18 protein-coding genes and 1 pseudogene are annotated in these 18,067 nt (G+C 66.2%); 13 read left to right on the forward strand and 6 right to left on the reverse strand.

What is annotated here, in order from left to right; translation table 11 throughout:
- Positions 1–243 precede the first annotated feature (243 nt).
- Together ABD841_RS30800 and ABD841_RS30805 are read left to right on the forward strand one after the other, a co-directional pair.
- Positions 244–1,215 (forward strand): ankyrin repeat domain-containing protein, encoded by a 972-nt coding sequence (locus ABD841_RS30800; RefSeq protein WP_344979107.1) that lies wholly within the window; start codon positions 244–246, stop codon positions 1,213–1,215.
- A gap of 2 nt (positions 1,216–1,217) precedes the next feature.
- Positions 1,218–2,303, forward strand: coding sequence for a DUF6461 domain-containing protein (locus ABD841_RS30805; protein ID WP_344979109.1), 1,086 nt, complete (start codon positions 1,218–1,220; stop codon positions 2,301–2,303).
- Positions 2,304–2,916: 613 nt separating this feature from the next.
- Here the strand turns inward: ABD841_RS30805 and ABD841_RS30810 are convergent.
- A pseudogene (locus tag ABD841_RS30810) lies at positions 2,917–3,362 on the reverse strand (DUF6228 family protein).
- A gap of 159 nt (positions 3,363–3,521) precedes the next feature.
- Entirely contained in the window at positions 3,522–4,094 is a 573-nt protein-coding gene (locus ABD841_RS30815; RefSeq protein WP_344979113.1) for a DUF6461 domain-containing protein, read from the reverse strand.
- Between the two features lie 405 nt (positions 4,095–4,499).
- Between ABD841_RS30815 and ABD841_RS30820 the strand changes: the two genes are divergently transcribed.
- Positions 4,500–5,513, forward strand: coding sequence for a site-specific integrase (locus ABD841_RS30820; protein WP_344979115.1), 1,014 nt, complete (start codon positions 4,500–4,502; stop codon positions 5,511–5,513).
- Between the two features lie 84 nt (positions 5,514–5,597).
- Here ABD841_RS30820 and ABD841_RS30825 read toward each other — a convergent pair whose 3' ends face one another.
- Complete coding sequence (locus ABD841_RS30825) at positions 5,598–6,635, reverse strand: WD40 repeat domain-containing protein (protein WP_344979117.1); 1,038 nt, start codon at positions 6,633–6,635, stop codon at positions 5,598–5,600.
- Positions 6,636–7,257: 622 nt separating this feature from the next.
- Complete coding sequence (locus tag ABD841_RS30830) at positions 7,258–7,548, reverse strand: GntR family transcriptional regulator (RefSeq protein WP_344979119.1); 291 nt, start codon at positions 7,546–7,548, stop codon at positions 7,258–7,260.
- A gap of 619 nt (positions 7,549–8,167) precedes the next feature.
- Between ABD841_RS30830 and ABD841_RS30835 the strand changes: the two genes are divergently transcribed.
- Positions 8,168–9,334 carry an AlbA family DNA-binding domain-containing protein gene (locus ABD841_RS30835; RefSeq protein ID WP_344979121.1) on the forward strand — a complete coding sequence of 389 codons (1,167 nt, stop codon included), beginning with the start codon at positions 8,168–8,170 and terminating at the stop codon, positions 9,332–9,334.
- Between the two features lie 538 nt (positions 9,335–9,872).
- Here ABD841_RS30835 and ABD841_RS30840 read toward each other — a convergent pair.
- Both ABD841_RS30840 and ABD841_RS30845 read right to left on the reverse strand, forming a co-directional pair.
- Positions 9,873–10,562 carry an HAD family hydrolase gene (locus ABD841_RS30840; protein WP_344979123.1) on the reverse strand — a complete coding sequence of 230 codons (690 nt, stop codon included), beginning with the start codon at positions 10,560–10,562 and terminating at the stop codon, positions 9,873–9,875.
- Positions 10,559–11,401 carry a GntR family transcriptional regulator gene (locus ABD841_RS30845; RefSeq protein ID WP_344979125.1) on the reverse strand — a complete coding sequence of 281 codons (843 nt, stop codon included), beginning with the start codon at positions 11,399–11,401 and terminating at the stop codon, positions 10,559–10,561. The genes ABD841_RS30840 and ABD841_RS30845 overlap by 4 nt, the downstream gene beginning before the upstream one ends.
- Before the next feature lie 137 nt (positions 11,402–11,538).
- Here ABD841_RS30845 and ABD841_RS30850 point away from each other — a divergent pair, with 137 nt between their 5' ends.
- The 9 genes from ABD841_RS30850 to ABD841_RS30890 all read left to right on the forward strand — a co-directional run bounded on the left by ABD841_RS30850 (position 11,539) and on the right by ABD841_RS30890 (position 18,029).
- Complete coding sequence (locus ABD841_RS30850) at positions 11,539–11,868, forward strand: SCO3933 family regulatory protein (RefSeq protein ID WP_344979127.1); 330 nt, start codon at positions 11,539–11,541, stop codon at positions 11,866–11,868.
- A gap of 91 nt (positions 11,869–11,959) precedes the next feature.
- The gene (locus ABD841_RS30855; RefSeq protein WP_344979129.1) at positions 11,960–13,297 is read left to right on the forward strand and encodes an FtsK/SpoIIIE domain-containing protein; all 1,338 of its coding nucleotides are present in this window, start codon (positions 11,960–11,962) and stop codon (positions 13,295–13,297) included.
- A gap of 86 nt (positions 13,298–13,383) precedes the next feature.
- Entirely contained in the window at positions 13,384–14,067 is a 684-nt protein-coding gene (locus ABD841_RS30860) for a DUF2637 domain-containing protein (protein ID WP_344979131.1), read from the forward strand.
- A gap of 17 nt (positions 14,068–14,084) precedes the next feature.
- On the forward strand, positions 14,085–14,498 hold the full coding sequence (locus ABD841_RS30865) for a hypothetical protein (RefSeq protein ID WP_344979133.1): 414 nt from the start codon (positions 14,085–14,087) through the stop codon (positions 14,496–14,498).
- A complete protein-coding gene (locus ABD841_RS30870; protein WP_344979135.1) occupies positions 14,495–14,692 on the forward strand; it encodes a hypothetical protein in 198 nt (65 codons plus the stop codon). The genes ABD841_RS30865 and ABD841_RS30870 overlap by 4 nt, the downstream gene beginning before the upstream one ends.
- 142 nt (positions 14,693–14,834) lie before the next feature.
- Positions 14,835–14,960, forward strand: a complete 126-nt coding sequence (locus ABD841_RS30875) for a hypothetical protein (protein ID WP_344979137.1) — start codon at positions 14,835–14,837, stop codon at positions 14,958–14,960.
- A gap of 196 nt (positions 14,961–15,156) precedes the next feature.
- Positions 15,157–16,536 (forward strand): replication initiator, encoded by a 1,380-nt coding sequence (locus ABD841_RS30880; RefSeq protein WP_344979139.1) that lies wholly within the window; start codon positions 15,157–15,159, stop codon positions 16,534–16,536.
- Entirely contained in the window at positions 16,526–16,771 is a 246-nt protein-coding gene (locus ABD841_RS30885) for a helix-turn-helix domain-containing protein (RefSeq protein WP_344979141.1), read from the forward strand. Before ABD841_RS30880 ends, ABD841_RS30885 begins: the two co-directional genes overlap by 11 nt.
- 1 nt (position 16,772) lies before the next feature.
- Positions 16,773–18,029: a tyrosine-type recombinase/integrase gene (locus tag ABD841_RS30890; RefSeq protein WP_344979143.1), complete on the forward strand. Its 1,257-nt coding sequence runs from the start codon at positions 16,773–16,775 to the stop codon at positions 18,027–18,029.
- Positions 18,030–18,067: the final 38 nt, after the last annotated feature.

The raw sequence follows: 18,067 nt of genomic DNA on the forward strand, positions 1-18,067 counted from the left end.
GGGCCTGATCGCCGAGTGTCATCCGGTGCGATCAGGCGCCACGGCGGTGATGCCTGATGATCTCGAATGCGCTCCCGCGCCGGCGGGTTCGCTGACTCCGCTCAGCCGCCCGACGTCCGGTATGACGATGACAGCCGGAGAACGCCGTCCCCTCGTGGACCAACTGGGGCCACGGCCCGAATCTGTCGGCCCCGTACGCCATGATCGGCGCACGTGTATCCCGTACATCCCCCGAGGAGTGCCATGGCCGTCGACAACGGAGCCGGATGGTCCGTCGGCTGGAACGACTGGACAAACCTCGGACTGATCCGCGCCCGGCTCGACGCGGGGGCGGACCCCGGCTCGGGCGGATACTTCTACGGACCGCCATTGCACACCGCGGCCGAGTGCGGCTCGCCCGAGGTGGTCGCGGAGCTGGCCCGGCGCGTCGCCGACGTCGACGCGGAGCACGAGGGCCGTACCGCCCTCTGGCAAGCAATCTTCGCCAACCGGCCCGACAACGCCCGCGCCCTCGTCGCCGCCGGAGCGGACCCGTGGCGGCCGATGATGAACGGCTGGTCCCCCGGACGTCTCAGCCTGGCCACCCCCACCCCCGACCTGTTCCCCCTCCCCGACGGCAAGACCGGCCTGTCCGCCGCCGAGACCGCCGCCGTGGCGGAGGCCAGGTGCCTGATCGCCGCGCTGGGGCGCTTCGACTGCGACGGCTTCAGCCTCGCCTGCGCGGCCGGCGTCACCGCGGCCGAGGCGGTACGGCGCCTGGAGGCCGTGCCGGCCGATGACGCCGACGCCGACGCCGACGAGACGCCGGAGGATCCCTGGTCGGACGAGGACGACAGCCTGGCCGTCGTCGGCGTCACGGACGTGCCCGGCGGATGCGTCGTCATCCAGCCGTGGGGATACGTCGCGTCCAACCCCGGCGTCATGGAGCGCCTGTCGGTGGGCACCGTCTGCTACGGGATGTACGCCAACCCCAAGAGCGGCAACCAAGGGGCCGTCGCCCGCGACGGCGTCATCGAGGAATGGGACACCCACCCCGGCGGCGGCAACGTCTCCGCCGAAGAATCCACAGAGGAGATCCTCGCCGCCTACCTCTACCACGGCGAGGCCGTGGCCTACTGCCATGCCGGAGCGGGCCTGCGGCCGACCGACACCCGATCGATCACCGGCCAGGCCGACATGTGGCTGAGACTGCCCAAGCGAGACTGGTGGGAGTGACCATGGACCCCATCGGTGTGAGGCTCATCGAGGCGATCCAGGCCGGGCTGCGGGAAGAGGGCTTCTGCTTCACCTGGTGCCGGAACGACGACCTGCGGGAGGTGGCCCACCGGTTCGGCGCGGATCCCGGGACGGGTGTGTGGGCCGGGCCCGAAGAGCTGGAGGACCTGGAGGAGGAGCACCAGGAGGATCTGCTCCAGCTCACCCCGGCGGGTGAGTGGACGCTCGCCTTCGAACCCCATGGCTTCCAGGGGGAAAGAGAGGAAGTCATGGAGACGCTGTCGGTCGGTGGACTCGCGTTGAGCGTCTTCTGGCGCGGAGCGAGGGACAACCGCGTCACCTACGCCGTCGACGGCGACATCGTCACGTCTTTCCGGCTGGCGGACCTCTCGGAGCGGTCAGGCAGCGACCCGGCGGCGCTGGACGAACTGCTGGGGCAGGTGGGCCTGCACGACGGGCTGTCGATGTGGGAGCGCAAGGTACGGATCCTGGCCCTGGCCGAGACGATCAGCGGGTGGACGCTCACCTCCGAGTGGGTGCGTTCCCCTCAGTTCGCCGTCGCGATCACAACTCCGGTCCCGCGAGTGCTCGTCCCCCGCGCCTACCTGCATCCGCGAGAACCGTTCCTGGACGAGCCGGAGTTCACACGGATCCTGGCCGACCCGTCGCCCCCGATGGCTCCCGCCGTCACCCGGCTGGTCGTCTCCACCGTCGCCACCGCGGTCGGCTTGCAGGACCACCCGCTGGTGCAGGAGGCCATACGGGTGCTGGACCACGGCGAGAGCTTCCCCAGCGAACGGGAGACGCTGCGGGCGCGCCTGTACCAGGCCGCTGAGGAGACCAGACAGGCCATGCTGCGGCAGCACGAGCCCACCCCTGATACGGCGGAGGCCGAACGATTGGATCAGGTGGGCCATTCCCTCTACGCCCTCAGCAACGCTCTGTCGCCATCACCCGTGAACGCGGCGTACACCGTCGCGGACGAAGCCTTCCGCGTGCCCCGGCTGTCCAGGACGGACGTCATGCGGCTGCACGTGCTGAACAACGTCGCCCGCCGCATCCTCTTGGACGGTCTGCACCGTTCCTGACCCGGGAGCGCCACCACACAAGGCGACCGACCACACGATCTCAGACTGAATTCGATCACAAGCCCAAGTCCCTGCGCGGGACCACTGCGCAGGGGTTCCGTATGTGTTCGCCGACTCCGGCCCTCGGGAGCCCTGCGGAAGCCGCACGGCCCCCTCCGGAGACCGACCGGCCGCATGGCCCTTGAACAGCGAAAGGCCCGGCTCCATGAATCCGCCCCAGTCGGAGCCGGGCCTTCTTGCTTCGGCAAGGCATCCGGTTCTCAGCCGAGTCTGCGTCCGAGTTGCCGGCGAGGCGCCGCAATCACGATAGGTATCGACGGGATTCGCGCTCCATGAGGTCCCAGAATGATCGGGAGCGGATCTCACCCGGATGCCCGGTCGCGAAGTCCCATGCCTCCCACTCACCGTCTGGCCCCGTCCGTGGCCGTTGTCACCCAGTTGGTCACTCAGCTTTCCGCCGGCCAGCTCTCCTTGTCGGTCACGAAGCTCCCGTGCTGCGGCAGGGTGACGACCCATCGTTCCGGAACATGACGGACGCTTGGCTCCACAAGCCGGAGTCGAGCCTTCTTGGCTGAGCGAGGCATTCGGTTCTGGGAGCGACCCGCTCAGCAGCTCATCTTTGATCAAAAGCGCTGAAGAACTCCCGGACATCGGCGGCCAGGCTGCGTAGCTGCTCACCGGCCTCCAAGCGCGTGATGACTGACGCCTCCCAGTCATCGAGCCCGATATCCCAAGGTTGAAGCTTCCACATCACATCGGCGTACCCGCCTGAGTGAAACGTCGCCGTAACCACGAAGTCCGCGACGCCCCAGACGCGTTCCCCTCCCAGCCGCGGAAGTCAGCCACCAGCTCGTCCAGGAAATCAGCAAGCGGCCGATCCCAGACCGACTGGATCACGCCATCGAGACGGGCATCGAGTCCGGAGGTGTGGAGCTCGACGGAGAACTCGGCTTCGTATGGATCGCGCGCATGGATGCCGCTGAGCCGGACATGCATACCCGGACAACGGACCACCACTTCGACTGGCTCGGGAAGATCCATACTGTGAGCCCTTTTCATCCTCTCAGCCGGACAGCTCGGAAGCGGGTGATGTGGAGTTGCTTGTACTGGGCGGGATCGCCCGACGGCCTGCCCGGCGACGGCCTGAGTGTTCACCTCTACCGGTTCACCCGCTCCGAGCTGCGACTTCAGGAGGAAAAGGCTCACCGTTGGCCAACGTTACGACTTGGCCGGTTCTGGGACGACACCCCACATCAACATGGAGCCCTTCAACAGTTGCTCCGTCACCCTGATCCCGGTCAGGCGCTCGACGAGCAGGAAAGCCGGCCCTTCGTAGAGCTGGGGAAACGATCGGTAGAGCCTGTGGATTTCCGTCATCGTGTCCACGAGTTCGTCCGGGGTCTCCGTCGGATGTTCGTCATCGACTCCATAGCGAAATCGGATTTCGCCGTCCTCACACCAGTAGAAGTAGTCCAGGCCCTTGATGGCCAGTGCGGCTTGGGAGACGAGGCGGGTGCCCTCGGAGAGTTCAGTGATCACGTCTTCGCGGGTGCCGAGCCAGTCAGGATCGAAAACGAACGTCCAATCGCCGATGGAGGCGACGCCGAGAGGCTCCCCAGAGCACGGGTAGTGATCCGGGTCGTCGGGGAAGGGGCCCGGTGTGAAGTCCTCCCATCGACCGCCGAGGCGGGCGACCACCTGTTCAGGCGTGGCACGGATGTAGATGAAGCTGTAGCACTCCTCGGCGTATTCGCCGCAGAGCCAAGAGATATCGAGGGGTTGCATAGTCATGTCGTCATGGTGGCAGCCGCCACCGACAGGCACAGAACTCAGTCGTCACGGGACGATGGGGCTGGGTGCAATGCGGCGTGACGCACCTTGGCCAGCGTGAACTCAGGATTCCAGTGATCAGTGAGCCTTTTTCATCCTCCCGGCCGGACGGCTTGGGAGCTGGTGATGTGGAGTTGCTTGTACTGGGCGGGATCGCCCGACGGCCTGCCCAGCGGCGGCCTGGGTGTTCACCTCTACCGGTTCACCCGCTCCGAGCTGCGGATTCAGGATGAAAAGGCTTCGTCAGCCGTCCTTCGGCCAGTTCTCCTTGTCGGCCACGAAACTCCCGCGCTGCGGCAGGGTGATGGCCCATCCCTCGTCCCGGAGCATGGCCACGGCCTGGCGGGCTGTGTCACGAGCCACCCCATGGTCCTTGACCATACCGCCGCCCTGAAGAAGCTCAAGGAGATCATCCGCGACTACGAGGACGAGCTCCTCGTCTCCTCGACGGGCTACACCGTGGCCGACGCCGTGCGGAACTGGCTGGAGTTCGGGCTCAGCGGCTGGGGCTCCGGGACCGTGGACAAGTGCACGATCCTGACGAACAAGCACATCATCCCGGTCCTGGGTGCTCGGAAGCTCGTCGACCTCACCGCGGACGACGTCGACCGCTGGCTGGCCGACAAGGCGAAGACGTTGAGCACGCGGACCCTCCGTGAGCTGCGCTCGATCCTCGTCCGGGCCGTCTCCCGCGCCCAAGCCCGCGACAAGGTGAAACGGAACGTCGCGCTGCTCTGCGAGATTCCCAAAGGGAGGGAGGGCCGTCCGTCCAAGTCGCTCACCCTCGACCAGGCGGAAGCCGTCCTCAAGGCGTCCGAGGGTACGGCTCTGCACGCGTACGTCGTGCTGTCGCTGCTGCTCGGAGCACGCACCGAGGAGCTGAGGGCACTCACCTGGTCGCACGTCGACCTCGACGGCACCCCGCCGTCCATCATGGTCTGGCGCTCGGTCCGGGAGGGCGGCGACACCAAGACCCGCAAATCCCGGCGCACGCTGGCATTGCCGAGACGCTGTGTCGACGCGCTCAAGCTCCACCGTGAACGTCAGGACGTGGCCAAGCGGGCGGCCAGTGACAGCTGGCAGGACAATGACCTCGTCTTCACCTCCAAGGTCGGCACAGCTCTCGACGCACACAGCGTTCGGCACTCCTTCCGGACCGTGCTCAAGAAGGCGGCCCTGAATGCCACGGACTGGACACCCCGTGAGATGCGTCACAGCTTTGTCTCCCTGCTGTCGGACTCCGGCGTCCCGCTGGAGAACATCTCCCGCCTGGTTGGCCACCGCAACACCTCGGTGACGGAGACCGTATACCGCAAACAGCTCCGCCCGACGCTCCTGGAAGGCGCCGAGGCAATGGACCGGATCTTTCCAAACAGCTGATCTCTACGAAGCGGATCTACGTTGAGATCCTGAACAGCGGTGATGCGTTACCCCTTTGGGATCACCCGTCTCGATAGACGTGATTCATCTTGTGTAGGCACTCAGATCCCGCATTCGCACGTCGCCGTCACCGTCTCCGGTGACGGCGACCACTTTTCCGTCCACTTGTTCGACCACCACGTCCCCGACCCAGTTGGCGTATCTCATTCGTTCGCCCAGCGGTTTGCGCGTGCGCAGATCCCAAACCTGTACGGCACCGCCGCTATCTTCGTCGCCACCGCCACCGCTGAGGGCGACCGGTCGCCCGTTCACCTCTCCGAGCTCCACGGTCCGGGCCCCATAGGCGTGGCCGGTCGGTATGGGTTCACCGACGAGCTGGCGGGTGGACAAGTCCCACACCCGTAGGTTCTCGTCCCGACCGACGAAGACAGCGGCCGGTCGACCGTCCACCTGCCCGAGCACAACATCTCCCGCCCCGCCACCACTTATCATCGGATCGCCTATCGGTTGACGAGTGGCCAGGTCCCACATGCGCGTCGTACCGTCAACGCTGCCGGTGACGGCAACTGCCCGGCCGTTCACCTCTCCGAGCGCCACAGTAAAGACGAGACCGGTGTGCCCGACCAACGGTTCGCCGAAAGCTTCATGCGTAGCCAGGTCCCACACGTGCACAGGCAATCTCCGGCCGGCATTGCCCCAGTCTCCCGCAGCGACGAAGACGGCCCGACCGTCCACTTCCCCGACCGCAACCGCGTCGACGCGTTCAGTGTTGCTGAGCCTTATCGGTTCGCCGATGAGTTCGCGTGTAGTCAGATCCCAGATCCGTACAGCGTCGTCGTAGCCGCCAGTGACGGCAACCAGGCGGCCGTCCACTTCCCCGAGCGCCATCGTCACGATGCCGACCGGGTGAGCGACAATCGGTTCGCCCATAGGATCGCCTGTGGTCAGGTCCCACATCCGTAGAGTGGTGTCGTCGTAGCCGCTGCCGGCGCTCACAGCCACCGGCCGACCTTCCAATTCCCCCACCGCCACGGCCCCGACAGGGTCATCGTGATGCCCGAGCAGATCCGAGGAAGGCCACATAGCGACGGCCAACGCTCCCCAGAGTGCCAGCCCGATCATCCACGACAGGCTTCGACGAAGGAATGACGGCCGCATCAATCCGGGTGACGTTCCGGCGCCCCTGCGGCCAGGCATCGCGTGATCTCCATCCCGGGAAACTGTCGGGCCGGACCAGGCGGACGAGACAGATCGGTCATCCACCATGGAGCCCATTGCTCCCTGCCAGGCCGAACCGTGTCCAGGCGCGTCGGGATCACCCATCTTGCGCCACTTCAGATCGGACACCGCTCACCGTCCTTGAGGCCGACTCGCGCCTGCGTGAGGGCCGGAGGAGTCATGCGATCACAGATGGCCGAGAGTAGTGGGAGTGGTCCCAGCGCGCTAGATCACACAAGCGGCTCAAGCGCTCCGGGCTGAGCGCGGAGAATCGATCAGAACCGTAGTCACTCAGTCAGTCACCCAGCAACGCAGAAGGCCGCCTCCCACAACCGGGAAGCGGCCTCTGACCTGGTGGAGATGAGGGGATTCGAACCCCTGACCCCTTCGATGCGAACACTGGTAGGACGTACCGGTCCTGCTCGCCGGATGCCATCCGGTGCCGTCAGGTACCGCGCCGATGCCGTCCGATGATCTCTGTCGCGCCCTGGTGTCAGCGGGTTCGCTGACTTTTCGCTGACTCCAGTCAGCTCTCATCGGGCCAGTTCTCCTTGTCGGCCACGAAGCTCCCGCGCTGCGGCAGGGTGATCACCCAACCCTCGTCACGCAGCATGGCCACGGCCTGGCGAGCGGTGTCACGCGCGACGCCGTGATCCCGGACCATCTCCGACTCGGACGGTATCCGGTCGCGGGGCTGTAGCCCGCCGCTCTTGATCCGCTCCCGGATGATCGCCGCCACCTGCTGGTAGATCGGCGTCGGATCGAACCTGTCCACTTCCACGAGCGCGACGTTACGCACGTCCCCGACGCTGCTCATATGGGCAACGTGGTAGACGAGGTAGACAAGGGAGACGTAGGGTCAGCTCATGACCAGGGCTTACCACGGCATTCACGTGGGACTGCTCGCGCCGGATCACGAAAAGCTCGTTTGGCGAGCGCCGGCCGCCCGGTCCGACCGCGTGCGCGTACGGGAACACACCTGCGCGTGCCGAGTTCAGAGCTACGAGCTCTGCGCCTCCGGCGGCCTGATGTTCATCCGCCGTACCACCATGAGGTCAGGTAAAGCCGTCGTCCACGAGACAGACCGCTGGCCCAGCAAGCAAGCTACAAACGTTTGGACTCTTCTGCTGTCGGGGCGGGCACATTGAGGCACAAAACATCTTACTTTCGCGTCAAGCGATACAGAGAAACCGCATAAATACTATCAAATACCCCAGAACGGTACTTACTGTGACGATTTACAAAACGATGTACCGACATAACGCCGCTGCTTTATGGTGAGGCAATATGCCGCGATCCCCCCACTCGCCTAAAAGTTTCCAAAAATAGACAAAAGATACTGTCGCCCCAAGACGGAGAGCAGTCACCACCAAAACCCTGCGAACTCCAGTCGCCACTCAGCCGAACACCTATCCCTACAATGATTGCGAGGAAGTGTGCGCCGAAATGAAATTACTCTCACAATCAACGGTCGAGAGATTAAATGCTGCAGCACCGATCAAATAGAGTTTGATTTTTACAGAGAGCACACAAAAGAAGTCCACGACATCTCCATAAAGGATTTTATGGAGTTTCTCAAGCTCGAATCCAGAAAACCAATCGTCGGCACATCCGAAGACGATCACTTCATCATAGACGAACTACAGAAGCCAACACTTGCCATCATAACAATGCATGACGACATTGTCTTCCCGTGGGATGACACCAAATGGTTTTACATAGATCTTGCAGATGATGGAGAGTATAAGCTCACCTTCTATTTCATCACACTATTGGCGAGCGAAGAAGAGTCACTACTGCGCATATGTGAGCCTATTGTCAGGCGACAGGGGCTTAAACTTCACCACGTAAGCGAGACCTCGGAAGGGCTTTCATCCTCCTACGACTTCGAGGCCGCTAGGTCTTGGGCAGTGGCTTGCATAGGAAGTCTCCCTGAGCTTACATTTGGCGACATCAACGCTCTACGCAGAGAGCTTAGTTATTCTGCGTTCTTCTCCGATCACACACTAATACATCCAGAGCTTATCGTTAGCCTGCTTCAAAGCGGCTCTGCCAGCCGACTTATAGAGAAACCAGAGTCGCAGACGCTGGAGGTAAAAAGTTCAGCCTACGAACTAAAGCAAGACCCCTATTGGAAGATAAGACTTGCGCAGGATGTGGCCAGCTTTGCAAACTCCGAAAAAGGAGGAATCTTAATAGTTGGCATACAGACAAAGAAGGATGCACGCGGAAAGGATGTGATAAACAAGATAACACCCATACCGCCAGATAAATCGCGCATTCAAAAGTACGCCAACATCATAAACGATCGAATCCACCCTCCTATCGACGGAATCAGAATTGACACCGTCGCAGAGGGGCGCGGTGATCTCCTATATATTCTGATACCAGCTCAGCGCGAGGAACAGAAGCCATTCATTGTACAGGGAGCCGCCATCGATGGAAATGTGGAAGGGTTTTCTTTTTCCATTCCCCGAAGGCGTGGCGATAATACAATGTGGCTACAAGGGAAGGATTTGCATACCATGATTGCAGTTGGTCGCACATTCCTTCGCACAGGGCGAATAGATAGAAATGAAGAGAATCTCACGTCAGGCGAATAGCAGTCCAGCCATCTCAGCCGGAAGAGCTTCGCCTGTCTGATCACCTCGTACGCCGTCGACCCACCGCGGAGCGGCAGCGGGCCGGGGACGGAGGGGCAAGCCCGGCCTCGCGTGTACATCAGCCGATCGCCGTTCCTCGATCATTGGATGCCATCCCGCACGGCCGGACTTGCCCCGGAGGAGCCGGTCTGCTGGGCTTGCCTGGGTCGACGGTGTGCGAGGTGATCAGCCCCAGCCACCCCACAACCTGGGCTCTTGCTCGGCGATCACCTCGGGGCCGGAGTGCCCCCGCCGGAGGCATGCCTTGACCTCCGCTGTCTGCGTCGCCGTACGGCTGTCGCGTCGCCGTACCCTGTCCGGCCTGCTGGTCTTCTTCCCCGTCTCTGCCTGGCGTCCGATGTGCGGTGGGCCGGTCGGGCGGGACCGGCCCGGAGAGGCCGCACGCCCGCCCGGTTCCGGCCCGACCGCCCGCCGCCCAACGGGCGGCGGCTTGATCACGTAGGGAAGATTTGAACCACGCTCTCCCGTGGATCGCGGGCTATCGGCTCGCTCTGACGATCCCGGCGAGCTCCTGCATGCTCCTGGTCACCGCATCCGCTCCCGCCTGGACAAGGCGCGTCTCCTTGCCCGGCTTGTTGGCGTAGGCGATGCTCCGGGCTCCCGCGTTGGCCGCGGCCTGCATGTCGAAGTCGGAGTCTCCGATCAGGACGGTCTCCCCCGGCCGTGCGTCGACCAGCTCACAGGCTCGGAACACCAATCGAGGGTCCGGCTTCATCCCGGCGGGGTTGCCGATCGGGCGGCCGACGACCCCGGCGACTCGCTCCCTCAGCTCGGCCAGATCAAGGAATGCCTCGATCGCTCGCTCGGAATTGTTGCTCACGATCACCACGGGGCGGCCCGCCTCGGCACAGGCGCCGAGTAGATCGCGCACGCCCGGCGTGATCTCGGCGCGGTTCACGGCCTCGACCTCGTAGCCCACGAACACGGTCTCCATCTTGTCGACCAGCTCCGGCGCGAAGACCGCCGTACGGCGCAGCACCTTGAGCGGGTCGCCCAGTGACACGACGTCCCGCGGGAGTTCCACGCCCTCGTCCTGGAGCAGCTGCTTGAGCCGGGCCGCGACCACAGGTGCCGGCAACCCGGCGAAGACGTCACACACGGGGCCGTCGAAGTCGAGCAGGATGGCGCGGGACTCCCGGAGGATCTCCGCCAGCGTTCCGGCGGTCACACCTCGACCTCGCGGCTGATCGTCGACCACATGCTCTCGAACCAAAGGCGGGTCTGGGCGACGTACTGCGACTGCATCGAGGATGCGTCCTCGGTCACCTGGTAGTGGAACAGCACCGCGTCCTTGCCCATGACGTCGTACAGCTCGTGCTGCTCGCCCTTGATCCGGACCGTGTGCTTGACCACCGGGTAGAAGCCGAAGAACACCTGTTCCCGGTTGATCACGTAGAACTTGAACGACGGCGTCGTCTGATGCACGCGGATCTCGACGGACGCGGACTTCACCAGGCCAAGGTCTGCGAGCTCGTGAACGGCGTCCGCGATGGCCTGAGTGCTGCGCTGCTGGATGCGGTGGGCTCGTGCCCGGATCACCGGGTCGTCGCTGAGGTCCTCGGCCCGGCACGGCAGGGACATCGGGTGGTCCATATCCGGGACCAGGATCCGGATGGCGATGGACTCAGGCGTGAGCCGTCCAAGGCGGATCTTGTCCAAGGGCTCCTGGAGCATGCCTTGAAGCGTCTCCCCGGAGAAGCCCGCGAAGTCGATGGCGACGTTGGTCGCCTCGAAAGCATGCTCGATGTGCGGTCGAAGCTCTACCGGGCGCTCGGTGCGCTCTCGGACGAACACGCCGCTCCCCTGACGCGACACGACCAGGCCCTCGTCCCGGAGGAGACGGATCGCCTGTTGCACGGTCATGCGCGCCACGCCGTACTGCTTGGCGAGTTCGGTTCCGGAGGGCAGCTTCTCCCCCGGCTCGAACTTCTTCGTCAGGATCGCCGCACGCAGGGCGTTCGCCACCTGCTGGTAGGGCGGACGCGGGTCGTCAGGGTCGAGACTCATCACGCAAATCAGTCTAGTTCTCCTAGGTCGCCTAGGCCAGTTGTTCCGAGCCACTTGACATGGCTAGGCAACCTGGCCAACATTGAGCCATGGCCGACATGGCTAGGCAGGTTAGGCAACTTCAAGGAGTGATCATCATGCGTAACATCCCCGTCGACCTCTCGGCCCTGGCGTTCATCGTCGCGGGCGAGCCTGAGCCCAAGATCGTGGACCGCGCCACGGGCGAGGTGAAGAAGGACGCGGAGGGGCGGGAGCTCTACACGATCCCGCTGCTCCCCAAGCCGAACGACGACCGGCGCAACCCGGTGATCGTGGTGACGTTCCCCAGCGAGACGTTCCCGCAGATCCCCGAGGGCACCTCGGTCGTCCCGGTCGGGCTGGCCGCCTTCTTCTGGTCGATGAACGGCCGTTCGGGTCTCGGCTTCCGCGCCGAGACGATCCGGCCGGCCAACCTCCGGGCCGCCTGACCGGCGGACGTGACGCCCCTGGAGCGGGCTCGCCTGGCAGCACCGCCCGCTCCGGGGCCTTCCTCTCGCCTTACGAAAGGACTGCTCCATTATGTTCGAGCGTCTGCTCTGGCTGGCCGTGTTCGTCGTTACGGTCACCGTCTCGCTTCGGTGCTGGCGTAGGTGGCACCGGCGCTCCTACTGGTACGTGGTGGGCTACCCGATCACCGCGTTCACCGTCCGCGCGACCTGGCGCAAGGTCGCCCTCGGGTGCGGGCTCACCAAGAAGCGCCAGCGGTTCTGGTTCACCACCGTCCCCGGCCTGGTCTCCTCCACGGGCACGGTCCAGGTCAAGCGCAAGTTCCAGCGGGTGACGGTGGACACCAAACCGTGGATGGGGCTTCCCCTGCCTACTCGGCACGGCTGGCGGGTCACCATCCGCACCTTAGAGGGCCAGATTCCCGCCGGCTACAGCACAGCGGCCGAACGGCTGGCGCACTCGTGGGGTGTGCACGCGGTCCGCGTCTCCTCGCCTCGGCCGGGGCGGGTGGTGTTGTCCGTGACCATCCACGATCCCCTCGTGCGCGTCGACGACCTGCCGCCGTCCCCCGGCCTGCTCAAGGTCACGGTGGGTCGTCTGGAGACCGGCCACCCATGGGTGATCGACTTCCGGACCGTCCCGCACTGGCTGAACGCCGGGGCCACCCAGTCGGGCAAGTCCAACCTCGCCAACGCCCTCATCGTCGGCCTGGCTCCACAGCCGGTGGCGCTCGTCGGCTTCGACCTCAAGGGCGGTGTGGAGTTCACCCCGTACGGCCCGCGCCTGTCCGCCCTGGCCACCACGCGGGCCGAATGCTCAGCTCTACTGGATGACCTGGTGGAGCTGATGACCACCCGTATGGAGGTGTGCAGGGAGACCGGTGCGCGGAATATCTGGCAGCTCGACGACCACGAACGGCCGGTGCCCATTGTGGTCCTGGTCGACGAGTTGGCGGAGCTGTACCTGATGGCCGACAAGTCCGAGAAAGACGAGATCGCCCACGCCTCCACGGCCCTGCTCCGCGTCGCGCAGCTCGGGCGGGCGTTCGGGATCTACCTGTTCTGCTGTGGCCAGCGCATCGGCTCCGACCTCGGACCCGGGGTCACCGCGCTGCGTGCCCAGTGCTCCGGACGCATCTGTCACCGGGTCAACGATCCCGAGACCGCGACCATGACTCTCGGCGACCTCGACCCCGCCGCGCTCGTGTCGGCACGCGCGATCCCCTCGGAAACCCCCGGCGTCGCGATCGTCGCCTCCCAGGATGGCCAGTGGTACCGGGCACGCTCCTTCTACGTCTCCGAGAACACTGCAGAACACGCCGCGCACAGCTACGCCCACCTGACCCCGGCCTGGGCCGACGTCATGGTCTTTCGCGCCGGTGACACCGTCCCCGACTTGCACGCGGCCTGACCTCGCCTCTCCCGGCTCGGCGTGAGCCCCGATCACGCCATGTCCTTACCCGACCCATGCCTGAACCCGGAAGGAGGTGAACCGCGATGACCACTCGCAAGCTCGGTCATCTCCGCTCCACGCTGCTGGACTCCGCGCCGGTCGTGGTCCTGGCCGTCATCGCGGCCGTGGGGTCCTTCACCCACATCTCCGAGCTGGCCGCCGAACACGGTCAGCACGGCTGGCAGTCCTGGGCGGTCGCGGTGTGCATCGACCTGATGTGCGTCATGGCCGCCCGCGAGCTCCAACGCGACAAGCGCACCGGCCGCCCCCGGCGGGGGCCGCTCTCCTGGCCCGCTCTCGTGCTGGCCGGTGGGATCGTGCTCACACTGGCCGCCAACCTGGCCCGTGCCGAGGCGTCGGTCTGGGGGTGGATCTGTGCGGCGATGCCCGCGGTGGCCTTCCTTGTGGCGGTCTCCATGCTCGAACGCCGTGCCTCGCACCGGCCTCCCCCTCCGGCCGTTCCCGTCGACTTGGCCCCGGAGATCGCGCCTGAGGTCGACGCGACTCCCCTACCGGCTCGGCTCCCCTCCCCCGACGTGGCCGAGGAACCACCGGGCAACCAGCCCGGACCGTCTCCGGCCCTGCTCACCTTCGCCCGGCGGCTGGCCGACGAGCACAGCGCCAAGCACGGCCGCCCCGTCACCGCGGACCTGCTCCGCACCCGCATGGGGGTCTCCGGCGACCTCGCCGCCGACCTGCTGCGGCAGATCACCACCGAATCCGCCTGACCGGAAGGAACGATGTCATGACCTTTCCCAGCCTTGCGCACCTGATCGAGGCGGCCCGTGCCTGGGCGCGCGGCTCCTACGCCACGGAGGCCGCCGTGGAGCTGCTGATCCAGCACGGAACCTGGCTGATGCGGAGCGACTTCCGCCGCATGGCCGTGGAGTACGCCCCGAACGTCTACAACGACACCCCGTACGCCGTCATCTCCTGGGAGACCCTTCACAGCGCGCTCTACAACGGCCTGCTCCCCTGCTCCGGCTCCGAGGCCGCCGTCCTGCGCATCGCGCTCAGCATCGCCGAGGGGCACCCCGTCGACCTCGGCCCGGCCATCACCCGCCTGGACAAGACCAACCTCGCGTACGTCCTGGCCGCCATCCGACACGCCGGCGGTGACCGGTTCGCCTGGGTCGCCGTCGCCAGGGACACGCCATGACGCGCACCACCGCCGACAGGCCGAAGCGTCCCCGCCGTACCCGTGCCTCCGCCCCGGTCACCTGTGCCGACTGCGACGGCGAGAGACAGATCCCGGTCTCGGCAACCATCGGCACCGGCAGGCGACGCGCCATCTTCGACACCTGGGCCTTCTGCCTGACCTGTTCGGGTTCCGGACGGGCTCCCGCCACATGATCCGGCTGATCTGCCCCTTCTGCCCGTGCTGCGCTCGCTACGGCTGCGAACTCGACGGCGACCCGGCCGAATGCGATCGCCTCGACGACACCGACAGCACTCCCTGTCCCTGCCCTCGCCCCGAGGAAGGAGAAGACACCTCGTGATCCACGCCTACGTCTGCGGCACCTGCAACGGCACCGGCCTGGTCAACGACGACAGCGACAGCAGCCCCTACCAGGTCGCGATCACCTGCGGGGACTGCGACGGCACCGGGATCGACACCTGATCGGGCCTCACCCACGACGCCACCACGGGGCGGCTCAAGCCTGGCAGCCCACCGCCTCGTGGAGCGTCCCCTCCGCTCACTCGCAAAGGAACACCAGTATGCGCCATCGGCCCTACGCAGACGACGACAACCGCGACCCTATCCGTGTCCACCTCACCTACAGGAACAGCCGCGAGAGCAGCGGGAAGGAGGAGAAGTGACCGGCCACCCCGCACCTATCGGCGACCTGATCGGCCCGGTCATCCGGGACCTGGCCCACCGCTCGGGACGGGACCTGAACCGCTGGCTACAACAGGTCGACCGGCTGCGCGGCTGCTCCGACCCCATCCGCCTGGTCGGGGAAGTCTCCACCCTCGACCCCGGTACCGGGGAAGTCCTGCACCACTACTCCACCGGCGGAGAGCCTCACGGCCAACTGCTCGTCCGCTGCGGCAACCGGCGGTCCTCCCGCTGCCCGACCTGTGCCGAGACCTACCGGGCCGACACCTTCCACTTGATCCGCGCGGGCCTGCTCGGCGGCGACAAGGGCGTCCCGGCCACCGTGAGCACTCACCCGCGTGTCCTGGCCACACTCACCGCTCCGAGCTTCGGCCCGGTTCACCGTGGCCCCGGCACGGACGGCCGGGCCGACGTCTGCCACCCGCGCCGCAACGGCCCGGCCTGCTTCGACCGGCACGGCTCCGACGATCAGCGCATCGGGCAGCCTCTCGACCCCGACGCCTACGACTACGCGGGCCATGTCCTGTGGAACGCCCACGCTGGCAAGCTCTGGCACCGCTTCGGGGTCTACCTCCGGCGGCACCTGGGCGGCTCGGCCGGTCTCACCCGCGCCGAGTTCAGCCGGCGGATCCGGCTCTCCTTCGCCAAGGTCGCCGAGTACCAGGCGCGCGGAGTCGTGCACTTCCACGCCGTGGTCCGCCTCGACGGCCGTACCGAGGACGGGATCACCGAACCACCGGCCTGGGCCACCGTGGAACTGCTCACCGAGGCCATCGACTCCGCGGCGAAGGCCGTACGGCTCGACGTCCCTGACCCGTACGGCGGGGCCGTGCGGGATCTGTGCTGGGGCGCGGTCGACGTGCGGCCAATCGCGTCGACCACCCCGGACGGGACCTCGCTCTCCGAGGCCGCGGTGGCCGGCTACGTCGCCAAGTACGCGACCAAGTCCGCCGAGACCTCCGGAACCCTGGACCGGCGAATCAAGCGCTCCGACCTTGCCCGGCTCGAACAGCGTGGCGTCACCGCGCACGCCGCCCGGCTGATCCGTACCGCGTGGGAGCTCGGCAACCCCGAGACCTACCCCGACCTCGCGCCGCTCCGGCTCCGGCAGTGGGCACACATGCTCGGCTTCCGCGGCCACTTCTCGACCAAGAGCCGGGCCTACTCGACCACCATGACCGCCCTGCGCCGCGTCCGCCTGGAGTACCGCCAGGCCCGCGACCTCGCGCGACTGCCGTACGACCCCGCCGCGACGCTCGTCCTGGCGAACTGGCGGTACGCGGGCCAGGGCTACACCGCAGGGGAATTCGCGCTCGCCTCGTCGATCTCACAGCCGGGAGGAAACCATGCACCGTAACGTGATCAAGCTCGTTCCCCGGCACCCTGAGCCGTCCGGCCCGGTCTCGAACGACTCCCCGGCCGTCTACACCGTCACCGAGGTCGCCCGCCTCCTCTCGCTCTCTCGGGGCAGCGCCTACGCCTCGGTGCGCGACGGCACGATCCCGGCCCTCCGCGTCGGCGGCCGGTGGGTGATCCCCAAGCGGCGCTTTCACACCTGGCTCGACGGACGTACGGAAGGCGAGGAGCGCTGACATGGGCCACATCACCAAGACCAAGGCGGGCACCTACCGGGCCAACTGGCGTGACCAGACCGACCGGCAGCGCTCGAAGACCTTCACCACCAAGCGGGAGGCGACGGCGTTCCTCGCCGAGATCAACAGCTCGCTCAACCGGGGAACCTACGTCGACCCGCACGCGGGGAAGGTCAAGTTCGGCCCCTACGCGGAGAGCTGGCTGAAGTCCCGTAACCACGAGCTGGCCACGGCCGCCCGTGACGAGTCGATCATGCGGAACCACGTCCTGGCCCGGTGGCGGGACATCCCGCTCGGCAAGATCGACCACTCGGCCGTACAGGCGTGGATCACCGACCTGGGCAAGCGGCTCGCTCCGGCGAGTGTGATCGAGTGCAACCGCCTGCTCTCCGGCGTGCTGCGCTCGGCGGTGCGAGACCGGATCATCGGCGCCAACCCCTGCGAGGGGGTACGGCTGCCCAGGCGCCGGCGCCAGGACGACGACGACCGGATCATCACCCGCGAGGAGTTCACCGCCCTTCTCCGCCATGTCCCCGACCGCTACCGCGCGGTGGTCGCCCTGGCTGCCGGGACCGGGCTGCGCTGGGGCGAGTGCGCCGGTCTGCGCTGGGACGCCGTCGACCTCGACGCCGGAACCCTGCGGGTGCTCCGGGTCGCCGTAGAGGTCAACGGGCACGTCACCATCAAGCCCTATCCGAAATCCAGGGCGGGACGGCGAGAGGTCCCGCTCCCCCAGTTCGCGGCCGACCTCCTCACCCGGCACCGGGCGGCCTTCCCCGCGGGGCCGCTCGGTGAGGTCTTCACCGTCCGCAGTGGCAACCTGATGAGCCGCCACACCTTCCGTGCCCGCGTCTGGCGGCCGTCCCTCGTCCGGGCCGGACTGCTCGGCTCGGTCTCGGACCTCGGTGCGGGGTTCCTCGGTGCTTGGACCGACAAGGCAGGCACCGAACAACGTAAGAAGTTCGCGACCCGGGAGGAGGCCGTCTCCTACCTCGCTCAGCATGCGGGCGAGGGCCTGCGCTTCCACGACCTGAGGCACTGCTACGCCACCTGGCTCGTCTCCGATGGCGTCCCCGTCAACGACGTCGCCGGACTCATCGGCCATCAGCAGATCTCGACCACGCTCAACCGCTACACGCACGCCTCACGCGACCGCAACAGCAGAGCTCGCGCGGTGTTCGCTGACTTCTCCCTGGGCTCGTTCCCGGAGACCCTGTCCATAGACCAACAATCCTCCGCTGACGAATCAGCCACATAGCCCGAACGCGCTGAAGACCCGATTCCACGAGCTGGAGT

This window comes from Streptosporangium fragile, from assembly GCF_039534445.1.
Classification (GTDB): Bacteria; Actinomycetota; Actinomycetes; order Streptosporangiales; family Streptosporangiaceae; genus Streptosporangium; species Streptosporangium fragile.